Annotated in this window: 16 protein-coding genes; 6 read left to right on the top strand and 10 right to left on the bottom strand. The window is 63.6% G+C overall.

What is annotated here, in order from left to right; all coding sequences use genetic code 11:
• Positions 1 to 6 precede the first annotated feature (6 nt).
• From QW868_RS23580 to QW868_RS23565, 4 genes are all read right to left on the bottom strand, one after another.
• The gene (locus QW868_RS23580; RefSeq protein ID WP_316231632.1) at positions 7 to 975 is read right to left on the bottom strand and encodes a hypothetical protein; all 969 of its coding nucleotides are present in this window, start codon (positions 973 to 975) and stop codon (positions 7 to 9) included.
• A 103-nt stretch (positions 976 to 1,078) separates the two neighbouring features.
• Positions 1,079 to 1,621 carry a dTDP-4-dehydrorhamnose 3,5-epimerase gene (locus tag QW868_RS23575; RefSeq protein WP_315739478.1) on the bottom strand — a complete coding sequence of 181 codons (543 nt, stop codon included), beginning with the start codon at positions 1,619 to 1,621 and terminating at the stop codon, positions 1,079 to 1,081.
• Positions 1,622 to 1,662: 41 nt separating this feature from the next.
• Complete coding sequence (locus tag QW868_RS23570; RefSeq protein ID WP_316161862.1) at positions 1,663 to 2,925, bottom strand: class I SAM-dependent methyltransferase; 1,263 nt, start codon at positions 2,923 to 2,925, stop codon at positions 1,663 to 1,665.
• 52 nt (positions 2,926 to 2,977) lie between these two features.
• Complete coding sequence (locus tag QW868_RS23565) at positions 2,978 to 4,015, bottom strand: SDR family oxidoreductase (RefSeq protein ID WP_316231631.1); 1,038 nt, start codon at positions 4,013 to 4,015, stop codon at positions 2,978 to 2,980.
• A 380-nt stretch (positions 4,016 to 4,395) separates the two neighbouring features.
• On the opposite strand from QW868_RS23565, the gene QW868_RS23560 reads away from it, so the two are divergent.
• Positions 4,396 to 5,496 carry a hypothetical protein gene (locus tag QW868_RS23560; RefSeq protein ID WP_316231630.1) on the top strand — a complete coding sequence of 367 codons (1,101 nt, stop codon included), beginning with the start codon at positions 4,396 to 4,398 and terminating at the stop codon, positions 5,494 to 5,496.
• Positions 5,497 to 5,604: 108 nt separating this feature from the next.
• Here QW868_RS23560 and QW868_RS23555 read toward each other — a convergent pair whose 3' ends face one another.
• A complete protein-coding gene (locus QW868_RS23555) occupies positions 5,605 to 6,258 on the bottom strand; it encodes a PIG-L deacetylase family protein (RefSeq protein ID WP_316231629.1) in 654 nt (217 codons plus the stop codon).
• Positions 6,255 to 7,052: a glucose-1-phosphate cytidylyltransferase gene (locus QW868_RS23550; protein ID WP_315739470.1), complete on the bottom strand. Its 798-nt coding sequence runs from the start codon at positions 7,050 to 7,052 to the stop codon at positions 6,255 to 6,257. The genes QW868_RS23555 and QW868_RS23550 overlap by 4 nt, the downstream gene beginning before the upstream one ends.
• 483 nt (positions 7,053 to 7,535) lie before the next feature.
• Here QW868_RS23550 and QW868_RS23545 point away from each other — a divergent pair, with 483 nt between their 5' ends.
• Positions 7,536 to 9,008 carry an undecaprenyl-phosphate glucose phosphotransferase gene (locus tag QW868_RS23545; RefSeq protein WP_316231628.1) on the top strand — a complete coding sequence of 491 codons (1,473 nt, stop codon included), beginning with the start codon at positions 7,536 to 7,538 and terminating at the stop codon, positions 9,006 to 9,008.
• A 221-nt stretch (positions 9,009 to 9,229) separates the two neighbouring features.
• On the opposite strand, the gene QW868_RS23540 is transcribed toward QW868_RS23545, so the two are convergent.
• The 3 genes from QW868_RS23540 to QW868_RS23530 form a co-directional block, all read right to left on the bottom strand.
• Entirely contained in the window at positions 9,230 to 9,613 is a 384-nt protein-coding gene (locus QW868_RS23540; RefSeq protein ID WP_315739468.1) for an H-NS histone family protein, read from the bottom strand.
• 925 nt (positions 9,614 to 10,538) lie between these two features.
• A complete protein-coding gene (locus tag QW868_RS23535; RefSeq protein ID WP_315739467.1) occupies positions 10,539 to 10,997 on the bottom strand; it encodes a hypothetical protein in 459 nt (152 codons plus the stop codon).
• Positions 10,998 to 11,401: 404 nt separating this feature from the next.
• Positions 11,402 to 11,671: a hypothetical protein gene (locus tag QW868_RS23530; protein ID WP_410051320.1), complete on the bottom strand. Its 270-nt coding sequence runs from the start codon at positions 11,669 to 11,671 to the stop codon at positions 11,402 to 11,404.
• Between the two features lie 404 nt (positions 11,672 to 12,075).
• Here QW868_RS23530 and QW868_RS23525 point away from each other — a divergent pair, with 404 nt between their 5' ends.
• From QW868_RS23525 to QW868_RS23510, 4 genes are all read left to right on the top strand, one after another.
• Positions 12,076 to 13,443 (top strand): polysaccharide biosynthesis/export family protein, encoded by a 1,368-nt coding sequence (locus tag QW868_RS23525; protein ID WP_316231702.1) that lies wholly within the window; start codon positions 12,076 to 12,078, stop codon positions 13,441 to 13,443.
• 242 nt (positions 13,444 to 13,685) lie between these two features.
• The gene (locus QW868_RS23520; protein ID WP_315758308.1) at positions 13,686 to 13,988 is read left to right on the top strand and encodes a hypothetical protein; all 303 of its coding nucleotides are present in this window, start codon (positions 13,686 to 13,688) and stop codon (positions 13,986 to 13,988) included.
• A 117-nt stretch (positions 13,989 to 14,105) separates the two neighbouring features.
• Positions 14,106 to 14,987 (top strand): sterol desaturase family protein, encoded by an 882-nt coding sequence (locus QW868_RS23515; protein WP_316231626.1) that lies wholly within the window; start codon positions 14,106 to 14,108, stop codon positions 14,985 to 14,987.
• A complete protein-coding gene (locus QW868_RS23510) occupies positions 14,984 to 15,868 on the top strand; it encodes an alpha/beta hydrolase family esterase (RefSeq protein WP_315739463.1) in 885 nt (294 codons plus the stop codon). Before QW868_RS23515 ends, QW868_RS23510 begins: the two co-directional genes overlap by 4 nt.
• Positions 15,869 to 15,932: 64 nt before the next feature.
• On the opposite strand, the gene QW868_RS23505 is transcribed toward QW868_RS23510, so the two are convergent.
• A complete protein-coding gene (locus QW868_RS23505; RefSeq protein WP_315812196.1) occupies positions 15,933 to 16,352 on the bottom strand; it encodes a DOPA 4,5-dioxygenase family protein in 420 nt (139 codons plus the stop codon).
• Positions 16,353 to 16,663 lie beyond the last annotated feature (311 nt).

The raw sequence follows: 16,663 nt of genomic DNA, 5'->3' as shown, positions 1-16,663 counted from the left end.
CATCCGTCAGGCCGATGCCTGCGCGGCATCGGCTGCGAGACCGCCGGTCGCCAGCGGCACGATCGTCGGCTGATAGATCAGATGATCGCGGGGCGCCCCGTCCTGATCATACGGCGCGACGACCTCCTCAGGCAGCCGCGCGAGGTCGGTCACCCGCAGGAAGTCCCGCAGGTTCGTGCCCGTCGACTCCGAGTCGACGTTGACGGCGCCGCGCCTGCCGCTGACGTCGGCAAAATGCACGGTACGGAAATCGATGCTGAACCGCGTCACGCCCGAGGTATTCGGCACCGACGAATGCAGATGCGATCCGGAGAAGATCGTGACACCGCCGCTCGGCGCGATCACCCGGATCTGCGGATCCAGTGCAATCTCCTGCTCCGGCTTCGGCTGCACCCGTGTATCGGTCTTGATGTGCTGCGCCGCCGATGCCCGCGAGGTCCGGTTCCACTCGTAATAGTTATAGTTTCTGGAGCCGTTCTTGATCGCTTCGTCGAAATAGCGCGGGTGGAATGCAAGGCCGTTGTCTGGCGCGATGTCATACACCGGCAGCCACCAGTTGAGCTGGCACGGCGGCGCCGAGTACCAGGTGTCGCGATGAGGGTGGAATGCGAATGCGATCCCGGTGGTGAGATAGTCATCGCTCGTTGCCGACCGCAGCCGCGGCACGTCGAAATAGGTCAGCTCGGGATCGCAGCCAAGCTCGCGGAGCGCTCCCTGCACCAGCTCCTTCGACCGGGCGTGATGAATGAAGAATGGCTTCAGCCTGACGAGAATCTCGACGTAGCGCTCGACAGGAAGCTCGAATTGCGCCGTCCGCGGATCGTAAGGATGAAACGCCTCCTCGATCAGCTCCCTGGCAAACGCGACCAGCCCATCGAGCGAGGGCGTCGGCGAGTACAGGAACAGCGCACCCTCGTACAGTTTCTGGCGCCGCTCGTCATCGGGCATGATGGCATCAACGAAAATGTTCGTCATTCCATGATCCTCCTCGACAAATAGTCAGAACCTTCGAGGCGATCGGGCCGCTCCGGGGCCGCCAGATTCCTCCCCCAAGACACCGAGCTGCCGTCATGCTGCTTCACCACAGCTCCCGCTCAGCAAGCGAGGGCCAGGCGGCATCCTTGGCCGACAACACCGTCACCGGCTGCGGCCATCGGATGCCGATCATCGGATCGTCGTGCCGGAAACCGTCCGAGAGCTCCTCGACATAGTCCTCACCCATCAGATACTCGACCGTCACGTCGTCGGTCAGCGTCTGGAAGCCATGGGCAAAGCCCGCGGGGACGTAGAGCATCCGCGCCGTCGAGGGACCGAGCTCACAGGCATAGACCTCGCCGCGCGTCGCAGAATCCGGTCTGATGTCGACGATGACGTCATGGATCAAGCCGGCGCTGCAGCGGACGATCTTGGCGTCGGGCTTCGGCGCGCGCTGGAAATGCATGCCGCGGACGGTGCCGCGGAGACGGGTCACCGAGCTGTTGCCCTGCACCGGGATAAACGCGACGCCCTGCTCCGCAAAGGTCTTCGCGCACCAAGTCCGCGTGAAGCTGCCGCGCTCGTCGGAGCGAACGGTAAGCTCGATCAGCCGCGCATCCGACCGTCCCAGCTGGACAAACCTCATGGCTCAAAACTCTTCGCGCAATCGTGCGGCAATGCCCTGCTCTACTCCTCGATGGTCGCCTTGGGGACCGGCACGATGAACCGGCCGCCCCAGTCGCGGATGGCCGCCATCTGCGCCTTGATCTCGCTCTTGATGTTCCACGGCAGGATCAGGACGTAGTCGGGCTTGGCTTCGAAGATCGCTTCCGGCGGCAGGATCGGAATGCGAACGCCCGGCATGTAGCGGCCCTGCTTGGACGGGGCGCGATCGACCGTGAAGTCGAGGAAATCGGTGCGGATCCCGCAATAATTGAGCAGCGTCACGCCCTTCGCCGGGGCACCGTAGCCGACGATCTTCTTGTTGTCGCGCTTCAGTGCCGTCAGCAGCTCGAGCAGAGCCCGCTTCGTCTCTTTGACCTGCTCGTTCCAGGCCATGTAGATCGCGTCGTCATGCAACCCATAGGCCCGCTCTCGTGCCAGGACGTCGGCGACGTTCGGGCTCTCTGCATGAGCGGCGCCCTCGTGACAGACGAAGAACCTGATCGAGCCGCCATGCGTTTCCGGGAGCTCGACGTCGAAAACGCGCAAGCCCGCCCGTGCGAAGATGCGCAGGCCCGCGATCAGCGACAGATAGGAGAAATGCTCGTGATAGATGGTGTCGAACTGATGCCGCTGCATCAGGGTCAGCAGGTGCTGGACCTCGAAGGTCGCGACGCCCTCCGGCGCCAGCAGAATTTTGACGCCACCGACGAAGTCATTGATATCAGGAACGTGCGCGAGCACGTTGTTGGCCGTGAGGAGATCGGCCGACCAGCCCTCCTCCCGGAGGCGGGTCGCATAGTTGCGGCCAAAGAACTCGATGCGGGTCTCGATGCCCTTGGTACGTGCAGCCAGCGCAACGCTTTCGCAGGGTTCGACGCCAAGGCAGTCGATCCCCTTCTGGAGGGAGTATTGCAGCAGATACCCGTCATTCGACGCGATCTCGACATGCCGCGAGGCCGGACCGAGCTTGAAGCGATCGGCCATGGCTTCGACGTAGCGCTGCGCGTGCTGGAGCCATGAGGTGGAGTGCGAGGAGAAATAGGCATAGTCGGCGCGGAAGATCTCGGACGCGGCCAGGAGGTCGCGTGTCTGCGCCAGACGGCACTCGCGGCAGACGAAGGTCTCCAGCGGATAGAACGGCTCCGCGCGCATGTAGTTGGCCGGATCGATGTAGTCGTTCGCGACCGGCGAGGCGCCGAGGTCGATCAGCTTGAGGGTCAGGTCGTCGCCGCAGTGCCGGCACTTGGGCGCGACGCCGACGGCGGTGGGAAGGGTCAGTTCCATGGTGTCTCCGTCACTGTCTTTGCCGGCCGAGGCGACCGTCTGCCCGGCGCAATCACGTCCATTGCAGCCTGTCGTTGATCCTGGCTGTCTCCATGTGGTCCTGTAGGACCTTGAGACGGATCAGATCGGACGAGCGAAACTCGGCATCCTTGAACTGCATTCTCTTGAGACCCTCGACCAGGTTCTGGATCGACTGGTCCAGGGTGACCTGCGGTTGATGATCGGGTGCGAGGGAGCGGTACAGGCCGAAATCGACCTTGTAGGAGCGGCTGTCCACGGGCGCGGAGGTGTTGATCGATACGCTGGTCCCGGGCACTCGCGCAGCCACCGCATTGGCGAGATCCTTGACCTGGTAGTTGCGGTCGTCGGAGCCGGCATTGATGGTGAGGAAGCGGCCGCCCGTCGCCGCCCGCCGGTCAATCGCCCAGTCGATCGCCCGCGCCATGTCGGCGACGTCGATCAGAGGGCGCCAGGGGGTGCCGTCGGAGAGCACGCTGATCTGGCGACGGGTGAGCGCGCAGGCCACGAAATCGTTGAGGACGAGGTCGAGCCGCAGCCGATCCGACATGCCGCAGGCCGTCGCAAAGCGCAGACAGGTGATGGTCATGCCGGTGTCGATCGCGGCGAGTTCCTGCTCCGATCCGATCTTCGACTTGGCGTAGGCCGTGATGGGATTGAGCGGATCGCTCTCCTTGCGCGGCGGTCCGTTGGCGATGCCGTAGACGCTGCAGCTCGACGCGAACACGAAATTCTTCACGCCGGCCGCCGCAGCCCTCCTGGCGAGCGATACGGTGGCGTTCTGGTTGACGTCGAGCGTCACCTCCTGGAAGCGATTGCCCATCGGATCGTTGGAGATCGCCGCCAGCTGGACCACGGCGTCATAGCCACGGAGGTCGAGCGACATGTCGCGGACGTCGCCATGGATCTGCTCGTCGAGACATCGCTCCGGAACAACCGGCGCTCCGGTCAGGCAGTGCGCGAAATAGGCGTTGTCGAAGCCGTGTAGCGTCGCATCCGGGCGCTGCGCCCGCAGATGCCGCGCGACGACCGGACCCACATAGCCCATGTTTCCGGTGATCAGTACCTTCAAAATCGCACCCTCTATGTCACCAACCAAAACGAGAATTTAAATCACCCTCCAATAGATTATAATTTAATTTTCTAGCCAGCGTCCAGTGAATCCGTCAGCAAGCGACGTCGCCAGCCGTTTTCTCCGGCGCGGCACACAAAACTCCGTGAAAACCCGTGTATTTACCCCGATCCGCCTGATGTCGCGACCATCCGGCCGGCGCGGCATCAGGCACCCTCTTGATTTAATTAATTGACTCAAATTAAATAACGCCACAAAAGGGACAAATGTTGACCGCAGATCTCGGCAGCTTTAATTCGATCCCTGGCAAATGAGGCGTCCCGCGCGGGATGCCCCACCCGCCTCGATGACGCATTGATTTAAGCATTGAAAGACAGAGCATGACACTATCCGCCGGCGACTGGGTCGAAGTGCGCAGCAAGGATGAGATTCTGGCGACGCTCGATGCCAACGGGCGCCTGGAAGGGCTGCCGTTCATGCCGCAGATGTTCAAATGGTGCGGCCAACGCTTCCAGGTCTACAAGCGCGCTCACAAGACCTGCGACACGGTCACCGGATACAACACCGGAGAATGGCTCGGCCGGCGCCTTCCCAACGCGGTGCATCTGGAGCACCGCTGTGACGGCGAGGCTTATGGCGGCTGCCAGGCGGCCTGCCTGATCTTCTGGAAGGAGGCGTGGCTCTCCCCGGTGGACGCGACCAAACCCGCGCCGGCCGGCCCGGACCGCGCGGCTGCGCCTCAGCCGTCCGGCGGATGCACGGTGCGCGCGGTGTGGGACGCGACGAAGTCGCCGGATCAGCAGCCGGGAAAAGGCCCGCGCTACGCCTGCCAGGCCACCGAGCTGCCGACCTACACCCAGCCGCTCAAATGGTGGGACGCCCGGCAATACGCCGAGGACGTCGCGTCCGGCAATGTCTCGCTCGCGAAGATGTTGAAGGGCTTTCTCTACTTCGCCTATGTCGGCGCCACCATGGCGCGCCGTCCGCGGCTCGGCCGGCCCGCGCGCTGGATCTATGACCGCGTCCAGTCGCTGTGGGGCGGCGTACCGTTTCCGCGCAAGCGCGGAGATCTCCTGACGGACAAGGACGCGCCGATCGCCGATCTCGGGCTGCAGCCCGGCGATCTCGTCCGCGTCCGCCCGCACAAGGACATCCTGGCCACCATCGACAAGCAGACCAACAACCGTGGCATGGGCTTCGACGCCGAGATGGTGCCCTATTGCGGAAAGGTGTTCCGGGTGCGAACGCGCGTCGAGAAGTTCATCGACGAGCGCACCGGCTACATCCGGCGGATGAAGACACCGGCCGTCATTCTCGACGGCGTCTATTGCCAGTCGCGCTACAGCGAGAACCGATTGTTCTGCCCGCGCGGCATCTATGCGTGGTGGCGCGAGGTCTGGCTGGAGAAGGTGCCGGCCACCGCAATCGAGCGTCCGCCGGCAGAGGAGATCGTCGAACTTCCCCGACGGGCGGCCGGCTGACTGCCGGCCGCAGCCACGCATCGCGGCCAAGCGCCGATCATCTCCTCGCAGATCGGACATTGATGCGGCGTCCGCGAGGACCTCACGGCGAGCGGATTCGGCCGCCGTTCACCCCAAGGACAGCTTGCGCACGACGAATGCCTCGGCATAGCGCTCGGCGGCGCGGCACTCCATGCCCCGCAGTCGCGCCAGACCCATGAACGTCTCCGGATCGAACCACTGCTTGGAGCGCTGGCTGCCGAAATGCGCCATCAGCAGCGCGACCTTCCGCTTCATGATCCGCTCGGAGACGGGCATGTAGACATTGGGCCGTCCGAGATCGCCATCCCATTTCGGAATCTCGTACTCCAGGACGAGATGATCGCGGAACGTGTTCCAGACCAGGCGGTTGACCTGCCGATGATCCTGATGGGCGTCGTCGCGGCGGTGAGCAAGAATGACGTCCGGGTTGATCCGGCCCTTGAGCTGCTCGAACCAAGCCTTGATCTCCTCCCCCTGCTCGGGGAAGAAGCCGTCGCGGAACTGCATGATCTCGAGATTGCGGCCGGCGGCTTCGGCAAGGAAATCGTCGGCAGATGCTTGCGCCTCGACGCCGCGCTCGCCATTGCCGCTGAGCACGCACCAATGAACATCCAGGCGGACGCCCTGGTCGAGCCAGGACAGCAGCGTGCCTCCGGCCCCGATCTCGATGTCGTCGGAGTGCGCGCCGAGACACAGGACCGACAGCCGGTCGCCGCGACCGGCGAGCTGCAGGGCCCTCATCCGTTCACCACCGCCGGAAGGTTGGCGCCGAGCTGCCAGGGCGTGTCGCCGCGCTCGATCATCTCCTCGAGCACCTGGCGGTCACGGAGCGTGTCCATGGCGCGCCAGAACCCTTCGTAGCGATAGGCCATCAGCTCGCCGCGGTCGATCAGCCGCTTGAACGGCTGCACGACGAGCTCATCACCCTCGTCGATATAGTCGAATATCTCCTTGCGGAAGATGAAGTAGCCGCCGTTGATCCAGATGTTGGAATCGTTGCTCGCTGCCATGCGGCCCACGGTGCCGTCGGCGTCGAATTCGGCGAGGTGAAAGCTGATCGGCGGGTGGATGGCGATGAAGCAGCCGATCTTCCCGCTGCGCTTGAAACGATCGATCATCTCCGGCAGCGGCGCGTCCGTCAGGCCGTCGCTGTAGTTGGCGAGAAAGATCTCCTCGCCCTCGACCATGTGCCGGACCGCCCGCAGTCGCTGACCGATGTTGCGCCAGATGCCGGTGTCGACCAGCGAGACCCGCCAATCCGGGGGGCGATCGCCCAGCAGCTCGACCTTCTTGCCGAACTGCGAGATCGTGCAGTCGGTGGTGGACGCCTGATTGTAGTTCAGGAAATAGTCCTTCACCACATTGGCCTTGTAGCCCAGGCACAGAACGAAATCCCGGTGCCCGTACTGGCTGTAATACTGCATGACGTGCCAGAGGATCGGCTGGTGGCCGATCGGAATCATCGGCTTCGGAATGCTCTCGGAATATTCCCGGATCCGCGTCCCGAGCCCTCCACAGAACAATACGACCTTCATGGCGCGACGTCCTTCGGGTTCTCAATCTTTGAAATGAGCATCATGATCTTCCAATCTCGCCGGCCGGCCTCGAAGACAGCTCGCCGTGCCCTCGCTTCGCCCTCCCGGCTGCACGAGGAAAACCTCCCCCTGCATTCGGTCGGCTGCGGACGCGTCACCCGCGTCGCGGGCGCCCGGCACCGGATTAATAATCCAATTATATCTCTTTTTAAATGCCATTCTTGGCCACCCGCATTGAAATATCCGTTTCACGAACATTAAATCGTCACGCGGGCATTGCCAGGACCGACTTGGAGGGGGCGAGCGGCCTCGTTTCCGTCCTCCAGAACCGGCATTCCGGCGTCACCGGCCTCGTCGAGGTATCGGGAGACGTCCGACGGCGCGAATAAATCCCAATGGCAGTTTTTAATTGTTTAAATTAAATGCCAAAACATATAATGACGGCTAATCGCTATTTAACCGAGTTTCGAACACCGACATCCCATGCATTACGTGGATCAGCCCAAGACTCTCGATCGAAATGGCATGCCGGCCGTCCTCTTGGAACGACAATTCCAAGGGCGGAAATGGCCCGTCCACTACGACTCGGTGGAGCCCTTCGCGATCGCGGCGGACATTGCAACGATTACCATGTCGAGCGTCCTGTCCGGGTTTCTGTATCATCTGCAGGATCCGGCGGGAGCCAACGACGTCAGTAAATCGCTCGGATTGGCGATCCTCGTGTCGGCGCTGTTCGTCTCGCTGATGAAGATCCGCGGGATGTACCGGCCGGCCGAGCTCCTGATCCTGCCGCGCCAGATCCGCGCGGCCTGCCTGACCTGGGTCACGGCGTTCCTCGTGCTGGCCGGCGCACTGTTCGCGCTCAAGATCGGGAGCGAATTCTCGCGCGGCACCAGCATCGTATTCGCGATGTTCGGGCTCGCGGCGCTGATCCTGCATCGCCGCACCACCGCATATCTGCTGGCAAAGGGGCTGGCGGAGAGACGATTTTCCGGCCGAAACATCGTTCTGATCACCGATGAAGCAAGCAAGGACAACGCCGGGCTGACCCAGGTGCTCACCGACACCGGCTTTCGCGTCCAGCGACACTTCCTGCTTCCTGAGCCCGACGCGGATCCGGATCAGCGGCAGCGGATCGTTTCGAGCGTGATCGATTATGTGCGCGGCTCCGATATCGAAGAGATCGTCGTCGGCGCCAATCCCGAACCCTGGTCCGATCTGCGAACGCTCGGCGCGGAGCTGAGAGTCCTGCCGTTTCCAGTGAGTTTCGTGCCGGTCGGAACGGCTTCGGACATCTTCAAGCGGCCGTGCCGCGAACTCGGCAATGCGGTCTGCATCGAGCTGCAGCGCGGCCTGCTGAGCCCGCTTGAACACGCCACCAAGCGGCTCATGGACGTCATGCTGGCAGGCATCGCGCTGGCATTGATGTCGCCGCTGCTCCTGCTGGTGGCGGTCGCCATCAAGCTCGACTCGGCCGGGCCAGTGCTGTTCCGGCAGCAACGCTGCGGATTCAACGGCCGATCTTTTCAGATCTACAAGTTTCGCACGATGTCCGTTCTCGAGGACGGGCCTTCGATCGTCCAGGCCCAGATCGGCGACAGCCGGTTCACCCGGCTCGGGACCTGGCTGCGCCGGACCAGCATCGATGAGCTGCCGCAGTTGCTCAACGTCCTGGACGGCAGCATGTCCCTGGTCGGCCCCCGCCCCCACGCATTGGCGCACGACAACGAATTCGACAAGCTCGTGCGCAACTACGCGTTCCGTCGCCGTGTCAAGCCCGGACTGACCGGCTGGGCGCAGGTGCATGGCTGCCGCGGCCCCACGCCCACGCGTGCGTCGATCGAACAGCGCGTCGAATTCGACCTCTGGTACATCGACAATTGGAGCCTGTCGCTCGACGTCGCGATCCTGCTGAGGACGCCGATCGAGCTGATCCGCGGCAACAATGCCTATTAGGCGCATTCGCAACGGATGATGATCGCGAGCCAATCGGCGGAGCCGTGCGGGGCAGATCGGACGGGCCCACTTCGGTCAGGTCTTGATCGGCGGATCGCGACGTTGCGGCGTCAAACCGCTCACATGTCGTTCGTGGATGCTGAGAGGGCGAATCAGGCCCAGTATCGACGCGCAGCGTCGCTCAACTATCGGCGCGGCGAGCTTGATTGAAGCTACCCCGATCAGGCGCGCTGACGGCGACTTTTCGAAGCGCCAGCCCCATTGATCGCAAATTCCTCGATCCGATGCCCGGTCTTGATCGCCGCCACCAGCCAACGCGGCTGCTTGCCGCGGCCGGACCAGGTCTCGGAGGTCTGTGGGTTGCGATACTTCGGCAGGACCCGGGGATATTTCCGCCGCGCCTTGCCGCTGGTGGTGTAGGACTGCCCACCCTCGCTGCCGGCGCCTTCGATGGCACCGCGGCTGCGGTTGAGAACCGCCAGACGACGTTCGAGCTCGCGCTTCTCCGACGTGATCCTCACGGCGAGGATCTGACTGATCTGCTCATGGAGAGACCAGAGGTCATCGAAAGACATCGCCTCGAAATCGATCTTCTTGGTGGACATGCAGCGACCTTTGTCTGTGATCTCTATCCTGCCGAATTAACGTCATATAATTCGGTATTTCGTTCCGCAAGTGGCTCACGCTCGGAAAAACTGAATATTTGAGTTTATACCAATCCGACTAGACCTAATGGTTGTAACTCAAACAATTATCAACCCGCAACCCCCTTTTCCGAAATTATGTCACACCGCCTCCAGATTGTGGCAACATTCGTCTGCACGCTGCAAGAAGTCGCCGAATCAACACGATTTGCAACGGATTCGCTGCGCATTGAGGCAAAACCGCGTCAAAGTGACGTAGGTTTGATGATCAAACGGTGCCGAATTCGGTCGCTGAACATTTTCACCGCGACATGTTTTTCAAAGCTGCCGCGAGGGCTTACAACCTATTTGGGCGAGCACCCCGATAGCCCGGATCGAGATATTTTTGCATGCGCACAAAATGTCGCGAGCTGGTTTAATTGAGCCCGCACCGTGAACATGCCGCAAAGCCGCCGACATCGATTCGGCGAATCAAGCGCCTTCGCCAAACACGGGATCCTTCAGGCGCGCTCATGCGAATCAGACTCAAACACGTCGCGCCGACGGCATCCGGGGTCGCGCGGCGTGAGACAGGCACACCACCGGCAGCGGAAACTAACTGCCGCGCGATCGGCTGTGGCGTGGAGGACGGCTGCGGTCACCCGGCGGCCCGATCCCCCGCCCACCGGTGACATGGGTTCCGGCCGGCACTGTCTCTCGGGGCGCCGTCTTTGCGCGATACGACGGCTGAAGAACGTCCAGATGACGTCCGGCCGTCGCTGCCAGCGACAGCAGCACTGGGCGATCTGATGCGCCGTCGGGGTCGATGCTGAGCGGCTGTCGCCCCGCGCCGGCAACCGGCGCGACCATGACGGCCGGCCGCCGCGCCGATCAATTTCCGATGCGATTATTTCTGCTGCCTGGTCCGACCCGGCACCGCCGGCTGGGGCGCGATCAAATGAGCCGTCCCGCGGCGGCGCCGCGTGGCCATCGGGCGACGCCTGGGAGCCGCGGACTTCTTCGCGCGCTTGCCCAGGCTGCTGCTGATGGATTGGATCTCCTCGAGCAGGGCATCACAAAGCTCGATCTGAGACCGCAGCGCGGATTGCGGCGAACGGCCCGACGATGGCCGGCCGAAACGTGATTTCGCAAGGCGCATCTTGTTCAGCGATTTCAGGACAGCATTCAGAGCGCCACCGCCGCCATCCGTCTCAATATCCTCGATCAACGCGGTACCAAGCTCGTCACACAAGGACGGACCCCACTCATTGGCGAGTTTTGAGGGATTTTTCTCGACTTCCGGCAAACCGTCATCGCGACGATGCACGGATTCGATTTTAGAAATTAAATTAACCACTCGCGACAAGTTAATTTACCATCTGGCAGCAAGACATTAAATACCTCTGGCACTCGCTACGGTTTGCAGTAAAATGCTACCGCATTGCCAGAAAGGACTTATTAAGCACCTTTGGTCCGGTACAATTGAAGCTTTAGTTTGTTCAGTCTACCGTTTTATGTCTCCGACCGCGCGTAATCGTCTGGACACGATTAATTTAATTTCAGATCACGTAAAAACACGGTGCGGAACTACCCATTTAATCGTCTGCGCGATGATCGACACTCCCGAACATGGCTGGGGCGGGCGCCAGCCGTCGGAACGAGCACGGCCCGCATCAACCATCGCGGCCGCCATCTCGCGCCAAGCTTGACCATGAAGCTGCCGAGCAGAGCGTCCAGCGCCCTTCGGAGACGCCGAGGAAAGGGCCGAGGTTACCACATCATGGGCCGTTCTGGCGCTCCGCACACCACCGCGCGGCGGTACAGCACGCCCCGGGGCGTCTGGACGGCGATACGCCGAATGCACCCGGGATGAATCGCGAGATTGTAATGAAACGGAGTGGCCTCGAATGCCCCGTGCAGCCGGCAGAGTCTGCTGAGATCCGGCCCGCACTCCGTCAGCGGATAGAGGCCGCGCGCGGACGCGGGATCGGATAGGCCCGTGAAGGCGATCGCGAAAGCAGCTGCGGCGATCCTGATCACGTTCGACAATTGCGTGCTCCGTTGCAAAGAGCCTCAAGGGCTGGCGCAGCAGCATAGACTTGATCGGCGGCCTTGGACAGCCGGCCGCCCGCTTGCGGTCCCGGCGCCCCGTCCGATCGCCTTGGCTCACCGACTCGTTGCGCGGCCTGCGATGTCGTCGCCCCCTGCCTGAGCGAAGCGACTCAGGCTAACCGTTGCGCAACGGCTTTGTGCTTAAAATTGCTCGGCTCCTGTTAGGTCGAACGGATCATCCGTCCACCATGGACCTCCGGCGGAGTTGACAGCTCGTTGCGGTAATATGGTAAGGTAAGACTGTGACCTAATTGGCACGGCCGGGCAAAAGCGGACCAACCCGCCCGGCGGTGCGCTTTCGTCCAGTATGGCCGCCGGGTAGGTTGAAATATGTGGGACGTTCTCCCTTCTTGGTGGAGGGAGCAGCGTGGGGAAACGTATTTTTGCTGTATTCGGGGATGGGTTTGAAGGCCTTGATCAATCCGCGCGGGTCGACCGGCGGCGGGGGGTCTCCTGTGCGCAACAGCGCAGAGGACCCGAGCGGCTTTCATAGCCTTTGCCGTGGCTCGCGCGCGCTCCTAACTCTGGTGATCTTGGCGCTTCTGCCAGCCTGTTCCTTGCTCCCCGGAACAGGACCGACCAGCGACGCAGTGAACGACAATGCCACGGCCAGCGTGCGGTCGAACACGGCGCTTCCCTATGCGCTGGTCGACATCAGCCCCGAGACGATCGGCTTCCTGTCGCAGCCCAACATGGTCACGTTCCAGGGCGTGTTTCCGGACAAGCGGCCGAAGCCGGTGCAGGTCGCCGGCATCGGCGACGTGCTGAACGTTTCCATTTTCGAAGCCGCCCCAGGCGGGCTGTTCACGCCGCCCACGGCCGCCGGCGCCCGCCCGGGCAACTTCGTGGATCTGCCGGCGCAGGCGGTAGACCAGCAAGGCAATATCCGCGTTCCCTATGCGGGCGAGATCGCCGCCGCCGGCCGGACTCTGCCGCAGATCGAGCAGGACATCGTCTTCCGGCTCCAGAAGCGCGCCCTCGAGCCGCAGGTCGTCGTCAGCCTGAACCAGCAGCATTCCAGCGTGGTCAGCGTGCTCGGCGACGTCAATACGCCGGGCGTGCTGGCCCTCAACAGCGTGGGCGAACGCCTGCTGGCGGTGATTGCACGTGCGGGCGGCCCGAAGCACGAGGCCATCGAAAGCTACGTGACCCTGCAGCGGGACGGCAAACGTGTGCGCGTGCTGCTCAGCCGCGTGGTGCAGGATCCGCGCGAGAACATCTTCATCCGCCCGAACGACGTCGTCTACATCACGCGGGAATCCCCCACCTTCACGGCCCTCGGCGCCCTCAATCAGAACGTCTTCGGCTTCAATTCCGAGATTTCGTTCGATACGGAGACGCTGACGCTGGCCCAGGCGATCGGCAAGGCGGGCGGCCTGAACGATCAGCAATCGGATCCAGCCGAGGTCTTCCTCTATCGCTACGAGGAACGCCCGCTGCTGCAGAAGCTCGGCATCGATACCAGCCGCTTCATCTACGACCGCATTCCGACCATCTACCACGTCAACCTGCGCGACCCCTCCGGCATGCTGCTGGCCTCGGGCTTCCAGATGCGCAGCAAGGACGTGATGTACGTCGCCAACGCCAAGGTCGTCGATTACTACAAGCTGCTGACTCTGATCAACAACACGGCGACAACCACGTCCAACACGGCCACGGCGGTGATCAACGTCAACACGGCGACGAAGACCAGGTGGTGAAGCACACCGACGGGCCGGTAGTGGCCTGAACAGGCGCCGGAACGTCGAGGGTGCGGCTGGACCAGAGCCCGCCGCGCCGCTCGATGTTGCGGTATCGGACGGCGATCGCGTGACAAGCCGTTACAATCCGGCCAATCACCGCGACCAAACGACACCGGCGGTGCATCCGCCCGCGACATCCAACGCACAGTATCCCTCTGCAGGCGACGCGATCGCCGGCGCGAACGAATTGGGAGACTGACGTGAAGACATCCATCGCGACCTTTTTGCTCGTGGCAGTCCTTTCGGCGGCAGCCGCGGTCGACGCGAATGCCTGGACCCGCAGCGGCTCGGTCGCCGGACCGCGCGGCACCACCTCATTTGGCGGCTCCGGCAGCTGCTCCGGCGGCGCCTGCGCCTGGCAGGGTGGCGGCACAGGTCCCGCCGGCCGCAGCTGGTCGCGCTCCGGCTCCGCGAGCTGCAGTGACGGCAGCTGCACCCGGCAGGGCCAGGGCACGGGACCGCGCGGCAACTCCTACAGTTACAGCCGCACCGTCACGCGCTGAACGGACGCCGTAGCGTTGCTGCTCGCGGCCTCCCTGAAGCATCGATGTCGCCGGTCCGCCTGCCTCTCCGGGGCGGACCGGCGCGCCGCCTCCATTCGATGAGGTCGGATGCGCGCCATGCCCATCTTCTCTTCCCTACCGCCGTCGACGCGCATGATCGTGCTGCTGACGGCGCTCGGCTTCATGACGCTGGAATATGGGCTCGGCCGGCTAGCAGGCCGCGAGACTCACGACCTGCGCGAGACCGCAGCCTCGTTCGCCATCGCGATCGGACAGCATCTGATCCGCGCAATGGTCGCGCTCGTCGCGGCCTTTCCCTTCGCCATCGCCTATCGCCACAGGATCTTCGATTTCGACGCGAGCCGGCCGCTCGCCCTGCTCGCATTGTTTCTCGCCAGCGAGTTCGTCTACTACTGGCACCATCGCGCCTCGCATCGGGTTCGCTGGCTGTGGGCCACGCATGCCGTGCACCACTCTTCGACGCATCTGAACCTGACCGCCGCCATTCGTCTCGGCTGGACGAGCGAGATCTCCGGTCATGTCCTGTTCTATCTGCCGCTGGCGCTGCTCGGCTTCCATCCGCTCGCCATCATCGGCATGCTCGGCGTCAATCTGCTCTACCAGTTCTTCATCCATACCGAGCTCGCGCCGCATCTCGGTCCACTCGAATATGTGCTGAACACGCCGCGACATCACCGCGTCCACCACGCAGCCAACGAGTCCTGTCTCGATCGCAACTATGGCGGCGTGCTCATCATTTTCGACCGGCTGTTCGGTAGCTTCGCCGAGGCCCCGGCCGGCGAAACCTTGCGCTACGGCCTCGTCGGCGTTGCGCCGAGCTTCAATCCGTTGCGGATCGCATTTGGCGAATGGATTGCGATCGCCCGCGACCTCGCGGCAGCCCGGAGCTGGGCGATGCGGCTGCGCGTGCTGGCCGCCGCGCCCGGACAGAAGCCCCACCGCGGGGAGTCACCCGACAGCCGAGAAGGATGCTCATGACGTCACATCTCCGATCGTTCATGGCCGCCATGGCAGCGGCTCTGTTCGTCTCGACCACGGCGGTCGCCGCGGAGCGCGGCATCACTATCGACACAAGCGATGGTCCGCGTCATGCGATGGTGATGACCACGGGCAAGACGCCGCAGCCGACTGTGATCGTGCTCCATGGCGCGCTCGGCAGCGGCGCCGGCGCCGCGCGCACGACCGGTTTTGCCGAAGCCGCGAGAGCTCATGGCTTCGCCGCGGTCTTTCCCGATGGCCTCGACCGGCAATGGAACGACGGCCGCTCCGGCGGTCCCGATGATGTCGGCTTCATCCGCGCCTTGGTGCGGCACCTCGTCGCCGACGGTACGGCCGCCCCCCGGCGCATCTATCTTGCCGGCATTTCGAATGGCGGCATGATGAGCTTCACCCTGGCCTGCAAGGCGCCGGAGCTGTTTGCCGGGATCGGCACGGTGATCGCCAACATGCCGGATGGCACCGCGCCCTGCGCCGCGCGGCCGGTGCCGGTGGTCATGATCAACGGCACGGCTGATCCGATGGTGCCCTATCGCGGCGGCGAGGTCGGGCTGCGCGGCGGGCGCGGCCGGGTGTGGAGCGCTGAAAAGACGGCGGAGTTCTTTGCGCGGCGCGACGGCTGCGGCGTGCGCCAGGCCGCGGCGCTGCCGCATCGGGATCTCGCCAGCGACACCTCCGTCACGCAACTCAGCTGGCGCGATTGCCAAGTGATCGGCGGCGTGTCGCTGTATCGCGTCGAAGGTGGCGGACATGCCCTGCCCGGCCGCCGCCCGCTGGCGCCGCGCCTGCTAGGCCCGAGCAATTTCGACATCGATGCCGCCGAGGTCATTCTCCGCGCGTTCGATCTCGCGCGCACGCTGTAGTCCGGCAAGTCCGCCCAGGCTCCGACCGTGCGGAGACGGCGCCGCCACCAGTGCGCGCGCGAGCTCAGGCGGCGATCGTCGGCGTGGTGTTCGGCTCGCGCGGCAGCTCTGCCTCGCCGTGCGAGGGAAGATTCTCGCCGCGGATGCCGAGCGGCTGTCCGATCCACAACGCGTGCGCGGTGTGATCGGCCAACGGCTCCGTCGTATTCGGATGCACCAGCACGCTGAGGCGGCCATGATTGAGCATCAGCCATGGCACCAGCACTGGAAACACGTCGACCGCGAAGGCGACTTGATACATCGGCCGCTCGTGAGGCCCGACCAGCGCGTCATGCCAACGCCCGAGCGTCACAAGGAAGCGGTCGGCAATCCACTGCCGCAGCTGCGCGGCTTCGGCCCGAGTGACATCATCGAAATAGATGTGGGCATGAAAGCTCGCAATTGCGCTCAGGCGATACGGCTGCCCCGCCGAGGTCGTCTCCATCCGCGCCTCTCGATCATTTTCAATCGCGTTGGCCGCGCGGGCGAACCGATGCGGCATGGTCATCCTAGCATCGCTAGCCCGACCTCAGTCGCGGCGCGAGTCATCGGCGGCGGACCCTGGCCTCGAGAGCTCCGCGGGGCTCGAGCTTCGACCCCGGCAGCATGTCGGCGCCCGAGCTGACGCACCAAGACAAACGACAACGCCGCGCTGAGGTTTCAGCGCGGCGTTGTTGTTTTGGGGAGTGAAGAGGGGATGTCCTTTGCAGGCCTGGCAGCGACCTACTCTCCCAGGGCTTGAGCCATAGTACCATT

It is taken from the genome of Bradyrhizobium sp. SZCCHNR1051 (assembly GCF_032489615.1).
GTDB lineage: Bacteria > Pseudomonadota > Alphaproteobacteria > Rhizobiales > Xanthobacteraceae > Bradyrhizobium.
Note: the sequence above shows the minus strand (reverse complement) of the source record. Positions and strands in the feature narration are given on the sequence as shown.

Excerpts from the sequence above, each read along its gene's own strand:
- QW868_RS23580 (WP_316231632.1), bottom strand. The coding sequence starts at position 975 with ATGACGAACATTTTCGTTGATGCCATCATGCCCGATGACGAGCGGCGC.
- QW868_RS23575 (WP_315739478.1), bottom strand. The coding sequence starts at position 1,621 with ATGAGGTTTGTCCAGCTGGGACGGTCGGATGCGCGGCTGATCGAGCTT.
- QW868_RS23570 (WP_316161862.1), bottom strand. The coding sequence starts at position 2,925 with ATGGAACTGACCCTTCCCACCGCCGTCGGCGTCGCGCCCAAGTGCCGG.
- QW868_RS23560 (WP_316231630.1), top strand. The coding sequence starts at position 4,396 with ATGACACTATCCGCCGGCGACTGGGTCGAAGTGCGCAGCAAGGATGAG.
- QW868_RS23555 (WP_316231629.1), bottom strand. The coding sequence starts at position 6,258 with ATGAGGGCCCTGCAGCTCGCCGGTCGCGGCGACCGGCTGTCGGTCCTG.
- QW868_RS23550 (WP_315739470.1), bottom strand. The coding sequence starts at position 7,052 with ATGAAGGTCGTATTGTTCTGTGGAGGGCTCGGGACGCGGATCCGGGAA.
- QW868_RS23545 (WP_316231628.1), top strand. The coding sequence starts at position 7,536 with ATGCATTACGTGGATCAGCCCAAGACTCTCGATCGAAATGGCATGCCG.
- QW868_RS23540 (WP_315739468.1), bottom strand. The coding sequence starts at position 9,613 with ATGTCCACCAAGAAGATCGATTTCGAGGCGATGTCTTTCGATGACCTC.
- QW868_RS23515 (WP_316231626.1), top strand. The coding sequence starts at position 14,106 with ATGCCCATCTTCTCTTCCCTACCGCCGTCGACGCGCATGATCGTGCTG.
- QW868_RS23510 (WP_315739463.1), top strand. The coding sequence starts at position 14,984 with ATGACGTCACATCTCCGATCGTTCATGGCCGCCATGGCAGCGGCTCTG.
- QW868_RS23505 (WP_315812196.1), bottom strand. The coding sequence starts at position 16,352 with ATGGAGACGACCTCGGCGGGGCAGCCGTATCGCCTGAGCGCAATTGCG.